We start from the raw sequence: 16,826 nt of genomic DNA, 5'->3' as shown, positions 1-16,826 counted from the left end.
CCTATCTGGAAAAGGTACTGGATGCTGGGTTGGCTAAATTGACCTCAATTTAACAATTTGTTCACGCTCTCACCCTGTGGTTATGGCTATTCCAGACGAGGCTCTCCAATTAACCGGAGTAACCTGCGCAATTGGGTTTTACTGCGACATCCTCTGAACCCTGAAAATAACAATGCCGCCCTGCAGGCGGCATTATCGAGATCCGGATCCGGCGATCAGATCAGGAAATCGTTCAGATCCTTGCCCAGCGCAACTTGCTCGGCGATGGCCTTGGGCATACGACCCTGACCGGTCCAGGTCTTCTCCTGACCGTCTTCCTGGTACTTGTATTTCGCAGGACGGGGAGCACGCTTGCTCTTGGTGGTGCCCGCCGCAGCCGGAGCCGCCACGCTGCCGATCAGCTCACGGGGATCGATACCAGCCTGTTGCAGCATTTCGGTGAATTCATTCAGTTTGCGCTGACGCTCTTCCTGTTCGGCACGTTCCTGTTCAACGGACTCGGCACGCTCGTTATATACCAGGTCAAACTTTTCTTTCGCTTCTTGCAGTTGCTCAAACGGCAGTTCACGAATGGCAGCGCGCAAGCTGCGAATGTTCAGCAGAACCTTCAGAAACTCGTTCATTACTTCCTCACAGAATTATTTTTGTATGTCACAGGGATAACACGATTTGAGAATAGCATGCCCATTGGATAACAACATAATGTTTTTATACCATCCGGCAAAGCGCTGACACCATATGGACATTATTCACCGTGGTTAATTCCCTGCCTGATACTTATTGGGAATACTCTCACAGACTTTATTTCCTATTTTCCCCGGTTAATCTCAGGCTTACCTCATCCGTTGCTCACGCTGTTATCTCTTACCCGCGTCGCTCTGCGCCAGGTCATTTAGCAGCAGTGCTGGCCCTTATTGTACAAATAGTGCGCTCATGGCCATGACCTTCGCGGACAATAAACCAGGTCCCGTGTCAGGATGCCCCTTGCGCCTGATCCTGTATCCAGCGGATGAATGCCTGGATCTTGGGACACTGGCGATGAGGGAGGGTCGCCAGGTAATAACGCGGCTCGCAGCGCACCGCCATGTCCGGGAAGGGCATCACCAGCGCTCCGCTCGCCAGCGCCTGGCTTGCCAGTTGCCTGCGCCCCATGGCGACACCGGCGTGGTGGGTGGCGGCAAGGATCGCCAGATCCGCCCGATCAAATCCCATGTGCGACGCGCAAGCCTCCAGGGAGAGATGCCAGTGGCTCCCCCAGGTGCGCCACTCGTCACTGTCCGTGTCATGACCCCAGGCCTGCCTGTCGTGCAGCAGGCGACAGTGCTGCAGCTTGTCCGGGCTCTCCAGCAGCCCGTGCTCCTCGGCATAGTCCGGGCTGCACACCGGCACCATGTACTCGTCCATCAGGGGGTGGATGGTGAGCCGCTCCGGCATCCTGGCGTCGAAATTCAGGGTCAGATCGATGCCATACCCCTGCAGGTTGATGTTCTCGTTGCCCGTCAGCAGGTTGAGCTCGATCAGAGGATGCTGGCGGGAGAAGTCGGCGAGCCTCGGCACCAGCCAGCACTGGGCGATGGAGGGGCGCGAGTGGATCGTCAGGGAGCCCGACAACGCCTGATCCCGGATCTCCAGCACCTCCTGATTGATGAACTCCAGCGACGACTTTAGCGCCCAGAAGACGCGCTGCCCGCCCGCAGTCAGCACCACCTTGCGATGAAAGCGCTGGAACAGCGGGAAGCCGAGCTCCTCTTCCAGGGTGCCAATCCTGTGGCTGACCGCACTCGGGCTCAGGGAGAGCTCCTCCGCCGCCAGCGCAAAGGAGCCGTGCCGCGCCGCCGCCTCGAAAGTATGGAGCCTGGCGAGTTGATAACCGCTCAGCAGCTTTCGCCTAAGCGCATAGTGTTCATCGCTTCCCATGGTCCCCCCTCCTCTCTTTTGATCTGCCCGATGATACCAGATGACAGGAGGTTGCATTCACCAGACAAACCCAAAACCTTGCCTTCACGATGAGAGCGAGGAATTTTTCCTCTTTGCATCAATCCAGCTCATCCAAGCCCCGCTTTTTATCATTTGTCAGCCCGCCCCGCGTACCGTTCAATGGGGCATCCCCTCACCACTCCCTCGAGGTTCCCGTGACACACACCGACATGGCCGGGCTCATCGCCCGCTTTCCCCTACTCGAGAGGCTGATGGCCCTCGATCCCCTGACCTGGTTCAATCCGGGGGCCACCACTCTGGCGGAAGGCTTGCCCCATGTGGGCCTCACCCGGCACGATGTGGCCGCCGCCTCCGCCCGGCTCGCCCGCTTCGCCCCCTACCTGTGCGAGGCCTTCCCCGAAACCCGCGCCAGCCACGGCATCATCGAGTCCGGGATCGCCGCCATCCCGACCCTGCAGGGGGCCCTCAATAAGCGCTACGGCGTCGAACTCACCGGCAGGTTGCTGCTCAAACAAGACAGCCATCTGCCCATCTCCGGCTCCATCAAGGCGCGCGGCGGCATCCACGAGGTGCTGGCCCATGCCGAACACCTGGCCATCCAGGCTGGGCTGCTGCGCGAGACGGATGACTATCGCACGCTGTTCTCGGACGAGTTCCGCCACTTCTTCAGCCAGTACAGCATCGCGGTGGGGTCGACCGGCAACCTCGGCCTCTCCATCGGCATCATGAGCGCCCGCCTCGGCTTTCGCGTCACCGTCCACATGTCCGCCGATGCGCGGGAGTGGAAGAAGAAAAAGTTGCGCGAACATGGCGCCATCGTCGTGGAATATGCCGACGATTACGGGGTGGCGGTGGAGCAGGGGCGCAAGGAGGCCGAACGCGATCCCGCCTGCTTCTTCATCGATGACGAGCACTCTCGCACCCTGTTCCTCGGCTATGCGGTGGCGGGCGAGCGGGTGAAAAAGCAGTTCGACGAGATGGGCATCAGGGTGGACGCCGACCATCCGCTCTTCGTCTACCTGCCTTGCGGCGTCGGCGGCGGCCCGGGCGGGGTGGCCTTTGGCCTCAAGCTGGCGTTCGGGGACAACGTGCACTGCTTCTTCGCCGAGCCCACCCACTCCCCCTGCATGCTGCTCGGGGTCTACACCGGGTTGCACGATGCCATTGCGGTGCAAGACCTTGGCATCGACAACCTCACCGCCGCCGACGGCCTCGCGGTGGGACGCGCCTCCGGTTTTGTCGGCCGCGCCATGGAGCGGCTGCTTGCGGGCTTCTACACCCTGAGGGATCAGGAGATGTACGACCTGCTGGGGCTCCTGGCCCGGGATGAAGAGATCCGGCTCGAGCCCTCGGCACTGGCGGGCATGGCTGGCCCCTGGCGAGTGGCCGCCGACCTTGAGTGGCAGAGTGGGCAAGGACTGGATGCAGCCAAGATGGCCGGGGCCACCCACCTGGTGTGGGCCACCGGCGGCGGCATGGTGCCCGCCGAGGAGATGGAAAAATACCTGGCCTGCGCCCGGATCTGATCTTTTTTTCGCCCCCGTGACCCGCCGACCTGGCGGGTTTTTCTGCTGCGAGATCAGCAAGATGGCGCCTCAGCCCTCGCCACCATGACACAGACGGCCAGACTGCTGGACAGCCTGATTTGTCATCCAGCCCCACCGACTGGTTATTTTGTGATACGATAGAGACCGTTTTTTGACATCTGCGCCCCGTTGTCCCCTTTTTCCGGTGAGATAACCACCGGATCCGGCGACCAACACCTGCCGGGCGCAGCACAACATGTGCCCAGTTCGAATCGCTCCTGCGCGACCTTGACGCCAGGAGCACTCCCCTCTGGGCACCTTAGATAAGGAGATCGGGCGATGAAACAATATCAAAGCTGGTTGGGACAATATCTGATGAGCCGCCGTGACGGAGACCACGCCATGGCATCCGAGCTCGCCAGCTCCATCTGCGAATTCTGGCAGGCCCGTGGAGATGAGGCCGAGACCAGCAAATGGCAGCAGATCTACGAGCAGCACGTGGAAAAAACCACCTGACGACCTGCTCTCCTCCATAAAAAAACCGGCGCTCATGGCGCCGGTTTTGCATTTCAACGACCCGGATCACATCTGGTCGATCATGTCCTGGGCGAACTGGGAGCAGGAACGCAGGGTGGCACCTTCCATCAGTCGCTCGAAGTCATAGGTGACGGTCTTGTTGGCAATCGCCGCTTCCATCCCCTTGACGATGAGGTCGGCCGCCTCGGTCCAACCCAGGTGGCGCAGCATCATCTCGGCGGAGAGGATGAGGGAACCCGGGTTGACCTTGTCCTGACCGGCGTACTTGGGCGCGGTGCCGTGGGTAGCCTCGAACAGGGCCACACCGTCGCCGATGTTGGCGCCCGGGGCGATGCCGATGCCGCCGACCTGGGCCGCCAGCGCGTCGGAGATGTAGTCGCCGTTGAGGTTCATACAGGCGATGACGTCATACTCGGCCGGGCGCAGCAGGATCTGTTGCAGGAAGGCATCGGCGATGACGTCCTTGACCACGATGGTCTTGCCGGTCTTCGGGTTCTTGAAGGAGCACCAGGGGCCGCCGTCGATGAGCTGGGCATCGTACTCTTTCTGGGCCAGGGCATAGCCCCAATCCTTGAAGGCACCCTCGGTGAACTTCATGATGTTGCCCTTGTGCACCAGGGTCACGGAGTCGCGATCGTTGTCGATGGCGTACTCGATGGCGGCACGGACCAGACGCTCGGTACCGGCCTTGGACATGGGCTTGATGCCGATGCCGCAGGACTCGGGGAAGCGAATTTTCTTCACGCCCATCTCGTTTTGCAGGAAAGCAATCACCTTCTTGGCTTCATCGCTGTCCGCCTTCCACTCGATGCCAGCGTAGATGTCTTCGGCGTTCTCGCGGAAGATCACCATGTCGGTCAGCTCGGGGTGCTTGACCGGGCTCGGGGTCCCTTCGTAGTAACGGACCGGGCGCAGGCAGACGTAGAGGTCCAGCTCCTGGCGCAGGGCCACGTTGAGGGAGCGAATACCACCGCCGACCGGGGTGGTCAGCGGGCCCTTAATGGCCACGCAGTATTCACGAATGAAATCCAGGGTTTCGGCCGGCAGCCAGGCACCTTCGCCATAGACATGAGTCGATTTCTCGCCGGTATAGATCTCCATCCAGGCGATCTTGCGCTCGCCTTTGTAGGCTTTCTCGACCGCAGCATTCACCACATTCAACATGGCCGGGGTCACGTCCACACCGATACCATCCCCTTCGATAAACGGAATGATGGGATTGTGGGGAACCTGCAGCTTGCCGCTGGCATCGACTGTGATTTTCTGGCCCTGGGTCGGGATAACTACTTTGCTTTCCATCGGCATCTCCTAACTTCCGTTTGTTATCAATCTGATCGTTGCGCGCGGCCATCTTAAGCCCATCCATTTGCATAATCAAATAGCGGGCGTGCATGTCAGACCATAGTCGGGGAGTGGATCACAGTGCGCCTGAGGATCCCCTACTCCCTCGCTGCCCTCTGGTCCTGACGAGGCGCAGGCCCCGTCCATCCGGGCCTCTTCCTCTAGTGATGACAGCGTCTTCCTGCCCTCGCCGCCCCGAAGGCGCCATTCCCCCAAATCCCGTTCGCCTTTACATCGTCGTAACCCCTTTGGCGAGGCAAGGCGCGCCGGGGGACAGGCAGCCGGATCCGGACTAGGCTCTTTGCCAGTGATCGGGGCGCCCGGGGCGTGGCCGATCATGAAGAGAGCACGACAACAAGGAGAACACCATGTTTATCGTCACCAACCGGATGGTCAACGAGCAGGGCAAGACCCCCAGCGAGATCTTTGGCGAAAAACCCGCAGAGGGCCCCAACGAACTGCGCCTCGCCGAGGCCCGGCGTCAGGGCAAGCAGTGGCAGCTGGACCTGCTGCCGGATCAGATCACCGCCGAGATGGCCGCCAGCGTCGGCCTTGACCCCGACCTCCCCCACCCGGCCAGCGCCTATGTGGCGCGCAAGCTGCTGGAGCGCTGCGCCGGGACCGGCAGCACGGCCAAGCAGAAGCTCAAGACCGGCAAACACCTGCTGCTGTTCGTACACGGCTTCAACAACGATCTTGACGATGTGCTGGAACGGGCCGCGGGGCTCGAGGCCCGGTACGGCGTCGAGGTGCTCTGCTTCAGCTGGCCCGCCAATGGCGGCGGCGCCCGGGGCGTGCTGAGCTACAAGAGCGACAAGCGCGATGCCCTGGCCTCGGCCGGTGCCCTTGACCGGGTGCTGGAGAAGATGAAGGGGCTGCTCGACGAGTTCAACGGCCAGTATGTGACGCAACTGGAAGAGAAGGCCCAGAAGAAGTTCGCCGACAACGGCGAGGCCTGGGATCGCTACTTCGCCAAGGAGGTGAACAAGCGCTGCCCCTTCACCATCAACCTGCTGCTGCACAGCATGGGCAACTACCTGTTCAAGCACCTGCTGGGCAGCACCACCTACCACGCCAACCAGCTGCTGTTCGACAACATCATCATGGCCGCCGCCGACACCAACAACGAGCTTCACGCCCAGTGGGTCGATCGCATCCAGTGTCGCAACCGCCTCTACATCACCATCAATGAGCGCGATGGTGCCCTGATGGCATCGCGCATGAAGATGGGGGAGCAGCAAAAGGCGAGGCTCGGCCACTACACCCGGCGGCTGGATGCCAGAACGGCCACCTACGTGGACGTGACCAATCAGCCCCATGTGGGGGACTCTCACGCCTACTTTGAAGGGGATGCCCTCGCCAACGAGAAGGTGCTGCGCTTCTTCCACACCGTCTTCAACGGCGGCACCGGCGAGAGCGCGGAGCTGTTCGATGCGGCCCAGAACCTCTATCGCCTCTAGCCACTGCGCAAAAAAAACCACCGCCCCGAACAGGGCGGTGGTTTTTCATTATGCGCTCACTTGGTGGCTACAAGGCCGCCAGGGGCTAGTGTTCTGCCGCTTCCGGCTGGGGCGCTTCGCTGCGCTCCCGTTGCAGTTCATCGACCCTGGCCTGCCATCTGTCCTGGGCCTGTTTTTGCCCCTGGGACTCGAATTCCTGGCGCATGGTGTCGATTTTTTGGTCAAGTTTTTCCATCAGGATGTCTCCTTACATCTCGGGTTACACACTGGCTGACGGCACTGTTTGGCCAACCTGCTCACCCGATTGGACACCAGGTTTTCCCCAATTGTCCAACAAAATAAACGATTGATTATGCAAAAACCAATCTAGAAAATGGGTTAAAGCTCCTTATGAAACCCCATTATCCACCCTGAAAACGCCTGATAAAAACACTGTTTTTGCCATTGATATCAATATCTTGATATTTATAATTCGCTCAATGACTCCCTTGAGATCAGCATGACGAGGATATGCACATTTTTTTTCACAAAAACTCCCCGCTCTCCGGGTTTTGCGACCGGAAAGGCCCCCTTGTCCATCCAAGAACACGATAGGTTATGACGCAACCCATCTCTTTAATGGATAGATAATCCCCAACCCCGGCCCTGCGGCTTGCCAGCCCGACCACCAGCAGGTTCGCTTGTTACCCATCCGGGCATATCCCGCCCCACTCCCGCCCCGATAAAATGAAGCCACACCACGCCTGCTGAGCGGGTTGTTGCCGCCCTCATCTCCTCTCGTCGGAGTCATGACATGGATCTCTTCTGGTGGTTTGCCCTGCCCGTCGCCGCAGGCACCTTCTATGGGTGCTATTTCTGGAACCAGCGCCATGCCCAGCCCGACTGGCTGCGCCTTCCCACCCGCGCCGACTACCTGCACCAGCATCCCGAATGCGCCATCGACGATGAACTGGGGGCGCGCTGCTGCGCCTGCGGCTCCGACAAGGTGCTGGGCCACCCCCAGACCGGCTGGCCTGATCATCGCTTTCGCCACACCTGCCTCGCCTGCGGCAAGGCGCTCTTTCGCACCGAAGAACCCCCGATATAAGCATCCACATTCGCCCTTTTTGTATGGCGATGTATGGCGATGGCAGATGCTGACACCCGCGAAGCAGCAAAGAGCACGCGCTCGGGACAGGGGGATGGCGCAGGCGTCCTGACAGGGAGAGCGCCGACCAGGTCAGAATGGGTTGTCGTTTGTGACCCTGTTTCGTACTATTGCCCGCCACTGCGAACCCCCTTTTCCGGCCCGGGCGTCACGCACGGCGCGGGCCCACAAACGGATAGCGATCCCATGACATCTCTGACCCACTGCTCGGTGCTGGCGATGACGCTGGTTGCACTGCCCGCCCTCGCCTCCGGTGACGGTGACGGGTGCGGCTTCTGGCTCACCGACTGCCCTCTCCCCACCTATCCGCTCTATCTCAACGAGAACGACACCCGGGGCAACCTGCTGATGCTGCTGGGGGATGCCCAGCATCACCCCCTGCCCTTCACCCTGCCGGCAGATCCGCTGAACGAGCGCAGCCAGCCGCTGTTCTACCTCACCCGCCTCCCCCAGCCGGAGGAGGTGGAGGACCCGGCGCTGCGCGAGCAGCTCGGCAGCCGGCTGGCCGCCTACGACCCGTCCCTCCCACCGCTGCTCGAGCACTACGCGGGCCACGACTCCCTCTACGGCCACGCCATCTCCAACTCCCTCTCCTCGGTCAGCGCGTTTCTGGACGCCCTCGAGCAGAGCGGGGTGCCCGCCCCGGAGCGCACGTCGCTGCTGCGAAGCCGTCTGCTGATCCTGGGACAACAGGAGAGCCCGGCCCCCGCGACCGAAATGAGCGATGCTGCCCTGGAGTGGCAGAGGTATCTGCAGTCCGCCCGGCACTTCTACGAGAGCCGCTTCGAGGAGGCCCGCGCAGGCTTTGCCGCCTTGCAGCAGGCCAAGGCCCCCTGGGTGGCCGAGAGCGCGACCTACATGGTGATGCGCACGGAGATCAACCTCGCGATGAAGGAGGCGAAGGACGAATACGGCGATCAGGACGTGACCAGGAGCGACAAGGAGGCCCTTCGCCGCGCCATGGCCCAGGGCCAGGCCTATCTGGTGGCCTACCCGCAAGGGCGCTACGCCAGCTCGACCAGAGGACTGTTCAGACGCATCCAGTGGATGTCCGGTGATCTCGGCGCCCTGCGGGATGCCTATGACGAGGCCATGGCAACCCGCCAGCCCTTGCCGGCGCTGGAGGCCCTGGTCAACGAGATCGATCTCACCCTGCTCAGTGGCGATGCCTATCGCCATCAGGCGGCCTATCAGGACTCGGCCCAGCCGGCGCTGCTGTTCGTCAATGCCCTGCGGGGTCTCAGACCGACCTATGAGCGGCCGCGGGACTGGCAAGATGCCCAGCTGGACGACGCCATCGCGCACCTGCAAAAAACCGGTCACCAGGCGCAGGCGGCCTATCTCAAGGCCTACGCCCTCTTTTTGGTCAAGCAGTTCGAGCAGGTGCTGGCCCTGCCCTCCCCGGGGCAGGAGGACGCCACCCTGGCATTCAGCCACCAGATGCTGCGCATCTGGGCCTGGCAGGGCATGAAGGCCTTCGACAAGGCCGAGCAGGCCCTGATGGCACTGGTGGCCTCCCCCCTGGGTCAGGCCCAGCAGGCGTTCGTGGAGAACGTGCTGGCGGATCACTGGGTGCGCACCGGCAACACGGCCGCCATCTTCCAGCCGGGCAGCCCCATCACCCAGCTGCGCATCCGCGCGGCCGTGCTCAAGCAGGAGGCCGAACCCGCCCTGTTGCGCCAGCAAGCCAGTCAGGGCCCGAGCGCGGCGGAGCGGCAGATTGCGCTCCATACCCTGCTGGTGCGGGATCTCATCGCCAGCGACCCGGCCACCTTCTTGCAGGATGTGGCCCTCATCCCCGCCGATTACAAGGAGGCGACCCCTCCCGCCGACGCGCCCTGGGAGCCCGTGCCCAACGGGGATGTGCGCCTCTCGGCGTTCCAGTGGCGCGGAGAGGGGACGCCCCAGGGCTACCACTGCCGGGATCTGGCCCAGACCCTTGGCGCCCTGGTGCAGCGCCCCGACGATGGTCATGCCCTCAACTGCTTCGGGGAATACCTGCGCAGCCGGGATCCCCATATCGACCTGTGGCAGGATCGCGAGATGATCTGGGGGCTGGCGCAAGACGAGCGTCCCACGTTCCCGAGTCGCCTCGCCCTCTATCAGGCCGTGATGGCCAACCCCAAGGCGGAGCCCGAAGACAAGAGCTATGCCCTCTATCGCGCCATCCAGTGCTATGCCCCCTCCGGCTACAACAGCTGCGACAGCCAGGAGATCCCCAAACGCACCCGGCAGGCCTGGTTCAACACCCTCAAGCAGCGCTATGGCAACTCGGTGTGGGCCAGATCCCTCAAATACTACTGGTGAGCCATGAGCAGACCCCCTGAGCGCGCCCTGCTGGCGCTGCTGCTGACGGCCCTGGCCACCCCCCTTGAGGCCAGTGTCGATGCCAGCGCCTATCACGGGTTCTGGCTCTGGTCCGCCACCCGCCACCAGCCGGTACTGGAACAGGCCAGCACCCTCTATCTGCATCAGGGGGAGATCCTGGACAGGCCCGGCGGCCCCCGCTTCGTCAAGCTGGGGCGTGTTCCCTCCCCCCTCAAGGCCGGGCAGGTCTGGCTGGTGGTGCGTGTCAACGCCCTCCCCCTCTCCCCCGCCCACGAGCAGGTGCTGGTGCGCCTCTACGAGGGGTGGCGCGCGGCCGGGGCCAGGGTGGCGGGCATCCAGATCGACTTCGATGCGGCGACCCGCCAGCTCGATCGCTATGGCAACGCCCTGCAACAACTGCGGCGCGCCCTGCCTCCCGAGTGCAAGCTCAGCGTGACGGGGCTGCTCGACTGGGCGAAAACGGGGGACGTGGCAGAGCTCAATCGCCTGCCCGTGGACGAGCTGGTGATCCAGACCTATCAGGGCACGCGTACGGTGCCGGGCTATCAGGCCTATCTGCCCGCCATGGCGCACCTGACCATCCCGTTCAAGGTAGGGCTGGTGCAGGATGGGGAGTGGGATCCCGCCTGGCAGACAACACTGGCCGCCTCCCCCCACTACCGGGGCGAGGTGGTCTTCCTGCTCAACCGCCCGGCGCCGATCCCGGGGACCAGCCCCCCTGTTCCCCGGCATGACGCCCACTGAGACGCGGGTGAACCCTATCGGGGCACAGGGGCAAGGGCGTGCCCACGGCAAGCAGCAGTGGCCGACCCTGATCCGGCTGGTGGCATCCACACCGGGCGAGATGCCGTGCGAGAGGAACGCCGCCCGAGCCACCACATCGGTCAAGCCCGCCATCGTGCTGCGCGCCACGCGCCGTCACAAACAGGAAGAGAAACAAGGATGACGTTTGTCGAGATGAACCCCGCTCACCTGCCGCTGGCCCTGCTGCTGGAGGCCGATCCCGCCGCGTCGCGCATCGCCGCCTACCTGCCCGGGGCCTGGGGCTTTGCCGCCTTGGCGGACAACGAGGTCGTGGGGGCCTGCGTGGCGGGCCTGGTGGGGGAGCAAACCGCCGAGATCTTCAACATCGCCGTTGCCCCCAACCGCCAGCAGCAGGGCATCGGCTCCGGCCTGCTGCGCTTCGTGCTGGCGAACCTGACCGGGAAGGGGATAGGCCGCGTCGAACTCGGTACCGGCAGCTTCGGCCACCAGCTCACCTATTACCAGCGCCACGGCTTTCGCGTCCATGCCGTCGTGAAGGATCACTTCCTCATCCACTATCCCGAGCCCCTGATGGAGCACGGCATCCAGCACAAGGACATGCTGCGCCTCTCCCTCGCACTGGCGCCGGACACCGCCTCCCCCTGACCCGAGAGGTAAGCCCCGCTCTCCCCCTGATGGCCGCCCCCTGTGGTACACTCCGCCATCCCCTGTTTTTGGTAGGCATGCGATGAAATCAGCCCGTCCCCGTCTCTCCCTCTCCGCCCGCCCTGACGCAGGCCGCACGGCCAGCGGGCCCACCACGGTGCACCCATCCCAACACCGGGAGGCCCGGCACCCAGGGAGAGTCAACGAGCGCAAACCGGCCCCCGCCCCGGTGGATCGCAAGCTGCTGCTCTTGAACAAGCCTTACATGGTGCTCTGCCAGTTCACCGACGAGGCGGGCCGCGAGACCCTCAAGGATTACATCAAAGAGCCCGGCATCTATGCCGCGGGCAGGCTGGATCGAGACAGCGAAGGGCTCTTGCTGCTCACCAACGACGGCAAGTTGCAAGCACGCCTCACCCAGCCGGGAGAGAAGACCCCCAAGACCTACTGGGTGCAGGTGGAAGGCATCCCGAGCGAGGAGAAACTGTCCGCTCTTCGCGCCGGAGTGGAACTCAACGACGGCATGACCCTGCCCGCCGGGGCGCGCATCATGGATGACCCTGCGGTGTGGCCACGCAATCCGCCCATACGCGAGCGCAGGGAGATCCCCACCTGCTGGCTGGAGATCAAAATAGTGGAGGGGCGCAACCGCCAGGTGCGGCGCATGACCGCCCACATTGGCCACCCCACCTTGCGCCTCATCCGCTACGCCATCGGGGAGTGGACCCTCGATGGTCTGGCGCCGGGAGAGAGCCGCGCCCTGCCCGCCCCCGAGCTGGCAACCGCGCCACGACCAGCCGCCACGCAAGGCAAACCACGGGCATCCGCCGCAGCCGGGGGCACTGGCCGCAGTGCCCCCCGCACCGCCCGGCCAACAGATCAGGATCCACCCCAGGGGCGGGACCGCCGCGGGACAGACCCGCGCCCCGGCAATCGCAGCGGCGGGCGCACCACCGCCCGCCGTCCGGCTCGCACCAAGCCCTCTGAATGAAGGCGACAGCGGATCTGCATCGAACGCCCCTGCCGGGGCACAGTCAACAAGACAAGGAGTCCTTATGAGCGATCACCCACCGCTGCCCACCCGCCTCACCGTGGCCGCCCTGGTGCACTGGCAAGGGCGTTTCTTGCTGGTGGAAGAGGAGATTGCGGGCCAGCGCCGCTTCAACCAGCCCGCCGGCCACGTGGAGCCGGGAGAAGATCTCATCCAGGCGGCCTGCCGCGAGCTGAAGGAGGAGACCGGACTCACCGCCGCGCCCACCGGCTGGCTCGGGGTCTACCTCTTCAAACCGGCGGACAGCGAGGCCACCTTTGTGCGCACCGCCGTCATCTTCGACCTTGAAAAGTCGCCCGGTCAGCACCATCCAGAGGATCCCGACGGTGACGTACTGGCCTGTCACTGGCTCAGCCTAGAGGAGATTGCCGAGTGCAAGCCCGCCCTGCGAAGCCCTCTGGTGTGGCAGTGTATCCAGGACTATCTGGCAGGCACCCGCTTGCCGCTGTCGGCCCTCAAGGCCTTCATCTAAGCGCCATTGGACGCTCTTTTTGACGCTATGGGACCGAGACAAGAAAAACGATTTCCCGCCGCCGGGCTTCCAAGGGGAACGGCGGCAGGGAGATGTGACCGGGGGCGCAAAACTCTGGTAGAATACGCCCCGTTTAAACGAACTGGTAACTTCGACTAATGACAGACAACAGCCAAATCAAGGTGATCGTCGGCATGTCCGGCGGCGTGGATTCTTCCGTCTCGGCCTACCTGCTCCAGCAGCAGGGCTATCAGGTCGAAGGCTTGTTCATGAAGAACTGGGAAGAAGACGACACGGACGAGTACTGCTCTGCCGCCCAGGATTTGGCTGATGCCAAGGCCGTCTGCGACAAGCTGGGGATGAAACTCCACACCATCAACTTCGCCGCCGAATACTGGGACAACGTCTTCGAACACTTCCTGGAAGAGTACAAGGCGGGTCGCACCCCGAACCCGGACATCCTGTGCAACAAGGAGATCAAGTTCAAGGCGTTCCTGGAGTTTGCCGCCGAAGAGCTGGGGGCCACCTACATCGCCACCGGCCACTATGTGCGCCGTGACGACAGCACCGGCCGCCCGCGCCTGCTGCGCGGCCTCGATACCAACAAGGATCAGAGTTACTTCCTCTATACCCTGAGCGAAGCCCAGGTGGGTCAGAGCCTGTTCCCGGTCGGGGATCTGGAAAAACCCGAGGTGCGCCGCATCGCCGAGCAGCTGGATCTCATCACCGCCAAGAAGAAAGACTCCACCGGCATCTGCTTCATCGGTGAGCGCAAGTTCAAGGACTTCCTGGCCAAGTTCCTGCCCGCCCAGCCCGGCCCCATCGAAACCGTGGACGGCAAGATCATCGGCGAGCATCAGGGGGTGATGTACCACACCCTGGGCCAGCGCAAGGGGCTTGGCATCGGCGGTCGCAAAGATGCCACCGAAGAGGCCTGGTACGTGGTGGACAAAGAGGTGGAGCGCAACACGCTCGTGGTGGCGCAAGGGGAACACCCCCGCCTCTACTCCGACGGCCTGGTCGCGAGCCAGCTGCACTGGGTGGATCGCACCCCCATTCGCGCGCCGCGCCGCTGCACCGTCAAGACCCGTTACCGTCAGGAAGACATCCCCTGCCTGATCCAGCCCATCGACGATGAGACCATCCGGGTCATCTTCGACGAGAAACAGGCTGCGGTGACCCCGGGCCAGTCCGCCGTCTTCTACGACGGGGAAGTGTGTCTGGGCGGTGGCATCATCGAACAACGTTTCAGCCATCCGGTCTAAGGGCTGGGCGCTCACGAGCGTCCGCGCTGTACTCCCTTCTCCCCTCGCGGGAGAAGGGACAAAGAAAGAAGCAGCAGAGTAATACAGGCACAAAGCAGCGACGTATGACCGACAAATTCCAGGGCCGGATCATGGCCTGCGGCGGCATCAGCCGGTGAACGAACAGAACAGGGCCGTGAACATATGAGCGACAAATTCCAGGGCCGGATCATGGCCTGCGACGGCATCAGCCGGTGAACGAACAGAACAGGGCCGTGAACATATGAGCGACAAATTCCAAGACAGAACCATGGCCTTCGCAGGCATCTGCCAGGCCGCCTATCTGGTGCAGAAAGTGGCCCGTGACGGCTCCTGCGACGAAGCCTCCCTGCGCGAGAGCCTGCAAAGCATTCTGGTCACCAACCCCACGCAGCCGCTGGAAGTGTTCGGCAGCCACCTGGCTATTCGCGACGGCTATCGCGCCCTGGTGGAACAGCTGGGGGCCGACGGCAGCCAGAAGAATGCCGAGCTGACCCGCTACGTGGTGAGCCTGATCGCGCTGGAGCGCAAGCTCGCCAAGCGCAAGGACATCCTCAACATGCTGGGGGAGCGGATCAGCCAGATCGGCCGCCAGCAACAGCATTTCGATCTGCTCGACGAGCAGATCCTGGCCAACATGGCGAGCATCTACAGCGACCTTATCAGCCCCATCGGGCCGCGCATCCAGGTGGCGGGCACCCCGCTGTTCCTGCAGCAGCCCCTGGTGCAGCACAAGGTGCGCGCCCTGCTGCTCGCAGGCATCCGCGCCGTGGTGCTGTGGCGCCAGCTCGGCGGCAGCCGTACCCAGATCATCTTCGCCCGCAAGAAGATGGTGGAACTGGCCAAACGATTTTAACCCCCACACCAATCATCAGGAGTTCACCCCATGGAGCTGTCCGCGCTGACTGCCGTTTCCCCGATTGACGGTCGTTATGGCGACAAGGCCGATGCCCTGCGCCCTATCTTCTCCGAATTCGGTCTGCTGCGTTTTCGCGTCGAAGTCGAGGTGCGCTGGTTGCAAAAACTGGCCAGCCACGCCGGGATCCCGGAAGTCCCTGCCCTGAGCGAGGCAGCCAATGCCGTGCTTGACGGCATCGTCAGCAACTTCAACGAGCAGGATGCCGCCCGCATCAAACAGATCGAGCGCACCACCAACCATGATGTGAAAGCGGTGGAGTACTTCCTGAAAGAGAAGGTGGAAGTGAACCCGGAGCTGGCCGCCGTCAGCGAATTCATTCACTTCGCCTGCACCTCGGAAGACATCAACAACAACTCCCACGGCCTGATGCTGAAGACCGCCCGGGAAGAGGTGATCAAGCCTTATTGCGAAAAGCTCATCAGCGAGATCAAGCGCCTGGCCGTCGAGTACCGAGACATGCCGCTGCTCTCCCGTACCCACGGTCAGCCAGCGACCCCGAGCACCATGGGCAAGGAGATGGCCAACGTCGCCTACCGTCTGGAGCGCCAGCTCAAGCAGATCATGGCGGTGGAGCTGCTGGGCAAGATCAACGGTGCCGTGGGCAACTACAACGCTCACATCAGCGCCTACCCGGATGTGGACTGGCACCAGTTCTCCGAGGAGTTCGTCACTTCTCTCGGCCTGACCTGGAACCCCTACACCACCCAGATCGAGCCCCACGACTATATCGCCGAGCTGTTCGACGCCCTGGCCCGCTTCAACACCATCCTGATCGACTTTGACCGTGACGTCTGGGGTTACATCTCCCTGGGCCACTTCAAGCAGCGCACCATCGCCGGCGAAATCGGCTCCTCCACCATGCCCCACAAGGTCAACCCCATCGACTTCGAGAATTCCGAAGGCAATCTGGGTCTGGCCAACGCCGTGTTCCAGCACCTGGCGAGCAAACTGCCCATCTCCCGCTGGCAGCGTGATCTCACCGACTCGACCGTGCTGCGCAACCTGGGTGTGGCGGTGGGTTACTCCCTGATTGCCTATCAGGCGACCCTGAAGGGCATCTCCAAGCTGGAAGCCAACGCGGACGCCATGGCCGCCGATCTGGACGCCAACTGGGAAGTGCTGGCGGAACCCATCCAGACCGTGATGCGCCGCTACGGCATCGAGAAGCCCTACGAGAAGCTCAAAGAGCTGACCCGTGGTCGCCGCGTCGACGCCGAAGGGATGCGCACCTTCATCGACACCCTGGCACTGCCGGAAGCGGTCAAGGTCGAGCTCAAGAAGCTGACCCCGGCCAACTACATCGGCGACGCCCAGCGTCTGGTCGATCTGCTGAAATAAGTGATGTAACCGAACCGGCGGGGGCTCTGTCATGACGGCAGGGCCCCCGTTGATTTTGGCCCATTTGATATGATCA

Annotated in this window: 17 protein-coding genes; 13 read left to right on the top strand and 4 right to left on the bottom strand. The window is 62.9% G+C overall.

Features of this window, described 5'->3' with window-relative positions; translation table 11 throughout:
• Window positions 1-215 precede the first annotated feature (215 nt).
• Together OKC30_RS06845 and dsdC are read right to left on the bottom strand one after the other, a co-directional pair.
• Window positions 216-623 (bottom strand): H-NS family histone-like protein, encoded by a 408-nt coding sequence (locus OKC30_RS06845; RefSeq protein ID WP_010673634.1) that lies wholly within the window; start codon window positions 621-623, stop codon window positions 216-218.
• A 349-nt stretch (window positions 624-972) separates the two neighbouring features.
• Window positions 973-1,917 carry a DNA-binding transcriptional regulator DsdC gene (gene dsdC / locus OKC30_RS06840; protein ID WP_270667854.1) on the bottom strand — a complete coding sequence of 315 codons (945 nt, stop codon included), beginning with the start codon at window positions 1,915-1,917 and terminating at the stop codon, window positions 973-975.
• Between the two features lie 230 nt (window positions 1,918-2,147).
• Between dsdC and dsdA the strand changes: the two genes are divergently transcribed.
• Window positions 2,148-3,464: a D-serine ammonia-lyase gene (gene dsdA, locus OKC30_RS06835; RefSeq protein WP_270667856.1), complete on the top strand. Its 1,317-nt coding sequence runs from the start codon at window positions 2,148-2,150 to the stop codon at window positions 3,462-3,464.
• 339 nt (window positions 3,465-3,803) lie between these two features.
• Window positions 3,804-3,980, top strand: coding sequence for a hypothetical protein (locus tag OKC30_RS06830; RefSeq protein WP_010673631.1), 177 nt, complete (start codon window positions 3,804-3,806; stop codon window positions 3,978-3,980).
• A gap of 66 nt (window positions 3,981-4,046) precedes the next feature.
• Here OKC30_RS06830 and icd read toward each other — a convergent pair whose 3' ends face one another.
• Entirely contained in the window at window positions 4,047-5,300 is a 1,254-nt protein-coding gene (gene icd, locus OKC30_RS06825) for an NADP-dependent isocitrate dehydrogenase (protein WP_010673630.1), read from the bottom strand.
• Window positions 5,301-5,710: 410 nt separating this feature from the next.
• On the opposite strand from icd, the gene OKC30_RS06820 reads away from it, so the two are divergent.
• Window positions 5,711-6,802 (top strand): alpha/beta hydrolase, encoded by a 1,092-nt coding sequence (locus OKC30_RS06820; RefSeq protein WP_039039248.1) that lies wholly within the window; start codon window positions 5,711-5,713, stop codon window positions 6,800-6,802.
• An 85-nt stretch (window positions 6,803-6,887) separates the two neighbouring features.
• Here OKC30_RS06820 and OKC30_RS06815 read toward each other — a convergent pair whose 3' ends face one another.
• The gene (locus OKC30_RS06815; protein ID WP_010673628.1) at window positions 6,888-7,037 is read right to left on the bottom strand and encodes a hypothetical protein; all 150 of its coding nucleotides are present in this window, start codon (window positions 7,035-7,037) and stop codon (window positions 6,888-6,890) included.
• Window positions 7,038-7,595: 558 nt separating this feature from the next.
• Between OKC30_RS06815 and OKC30_RS06810 the strand changes: the two genes are divergently transcribed.
• The 10 genes from OKC30_RS06810 to purB all read left to right on the top strand — a co-directional run bounded on the left by OKC30_RS06810 (window position 7,596) and on the right by purB (window position 16,750).
• A complete protein-coding gene (locus tag OKC30_RS06810; RefSeq protein WP_042879347.1) occupies window positions 7,596-7,889 on the top strand; it encodes a hypothetical protein in 294 nt (97 codons plus the stop codon).
• Window positions 7,890-8,135: 246 nt separating this feature from the next.
• Window positions 8,136-10,256 carry a hypothetical protein gene (locus OKC30_RS06805; RefSeq protein ID WP_270666550.1) on the top strand — a complete coding sequence of 707 codons (2,121 nt, stop codon included), beginning with the start codon at window positions 8,136-8,138 and terminating at the stop codon, window positions 10,254-10,256.
• A gap of 3 nt (window positions 10,257-10,259) precedes the next feature.
• Window positions 10,260-11,021: a DUF3142 domain-containing protein gene (locus OKC30_RS06800; RefSeq protein ID WP_270666552.1), complete on the top strand. Its 762-nt coding sequence runs from the start codon at window positions 10,260-10,262 to the stop codon at window positions 11,019-11,021.
• 7 nt (window positions 11,022-11,028) lie between these two features.
• The gene (locus OKC30_RS06795) at window positions 11,029-11,223 is read left to right on the top strand and encodes a hypothetical protein (RefSeq protein WP_053288269.1); all 195 of its coding nucleotides are present in this window, start codon (window positions 11,029-11,031) and stop codon (window positions 11,221-11,223) included.
• On the top strand, window positions 11,220-11,687 hold the full coding sequence (locus OKC30_RS06790) for a GNAT family N-acetyltransferase (RefSeq protein WP_270666555.1): 468 nt from the start codon (window positions 11,220-11,222) through the stop codon (window positions 11,685-11,687). The genes OKC30_RS06795 and OKC30_RS06790 overlap by 4 nt, the downstream gene beginning before the upstream one ends.
• Window positions 11,688-11,769: 82 nt before the next feature.
• Window positions 11,770-12,678 carry a pseudouridine synthase gene (locus OKC30_RS06785; protein WP_270666557.1) on the top strand — a complete coding sequence of 303 codons (909 nt, stop codon included), beginning with the start codon at window positions 11,770-11,772 and terminating at the stop codon, window positions 12,676-12,678.
• A 64-nt stretch (window positions 12,679-12,742) separates the two neighbouring features.
• On the top strand, window positions 12,743-13,210 hold the full coding sequence (locus OKC30_RS06780; RefSeq protein WP_039039255.1) for an NUDIX hydrolase: 468 nt from the start codon (window positions 12,743-12,745) through the stop codon (window positions 13,208-13,210).
• 158 nt (window positions 13,211-13,368) lie between these two features.
• On the top strand, window positions 13,369-14,475 hold the full coding sequence (gene mnmA, locus OKC30_RS06775; protein WP_270667849.1) for a tRNA 2-thiouridine(34) synthase MnmA: 1,107 nt from the start codon (window positions 13,369-13,371) through the stop codon (window positions 14,473-14,475).
• A gap of 262 nt (window positions 14,476-14,737) precedes the next feature.
• Entirely contained in the window at window positions 14,738-15,349 is a 612-nt protein-coding gene (hflD, locus tag OKC30_RS06770; RefSeq protein WP_010673618.1) for a high frequency lysogenization protein HflD, read from the top strand.
• 30 nt (window positions 15,350-15,379) lie between these two features.
• Window positions 15,380-16,750, top strand: a complete 1,371-nt coding sequence (purB, locus tag OKC30_RS06765) for an adenylosuccinate lyase (RefSeq protein ID WP_069785343.1) — start codon at window positions 15,380-15,382, stop codon at window positions 16,748-16,750.
• Window positions 16,751-16,826: the final 76 nt, after the last annotated feature.

Origin of the sequence: Aeromonas sp. QDB18 (assembly GCF_027705325.1) — a bacterium.
Taxonomy (GTDB): Bacteria; Pseudomonadota; Gammaproteobacteria; order Enterobacterales; family Aeromonadaceae; genus Aeromonas; species Aeromonas caviae.
Note: the sequence above shows the minus strand (reverse complement) of the source record. Positions and strands in the feature narration are given on the sequence as shown.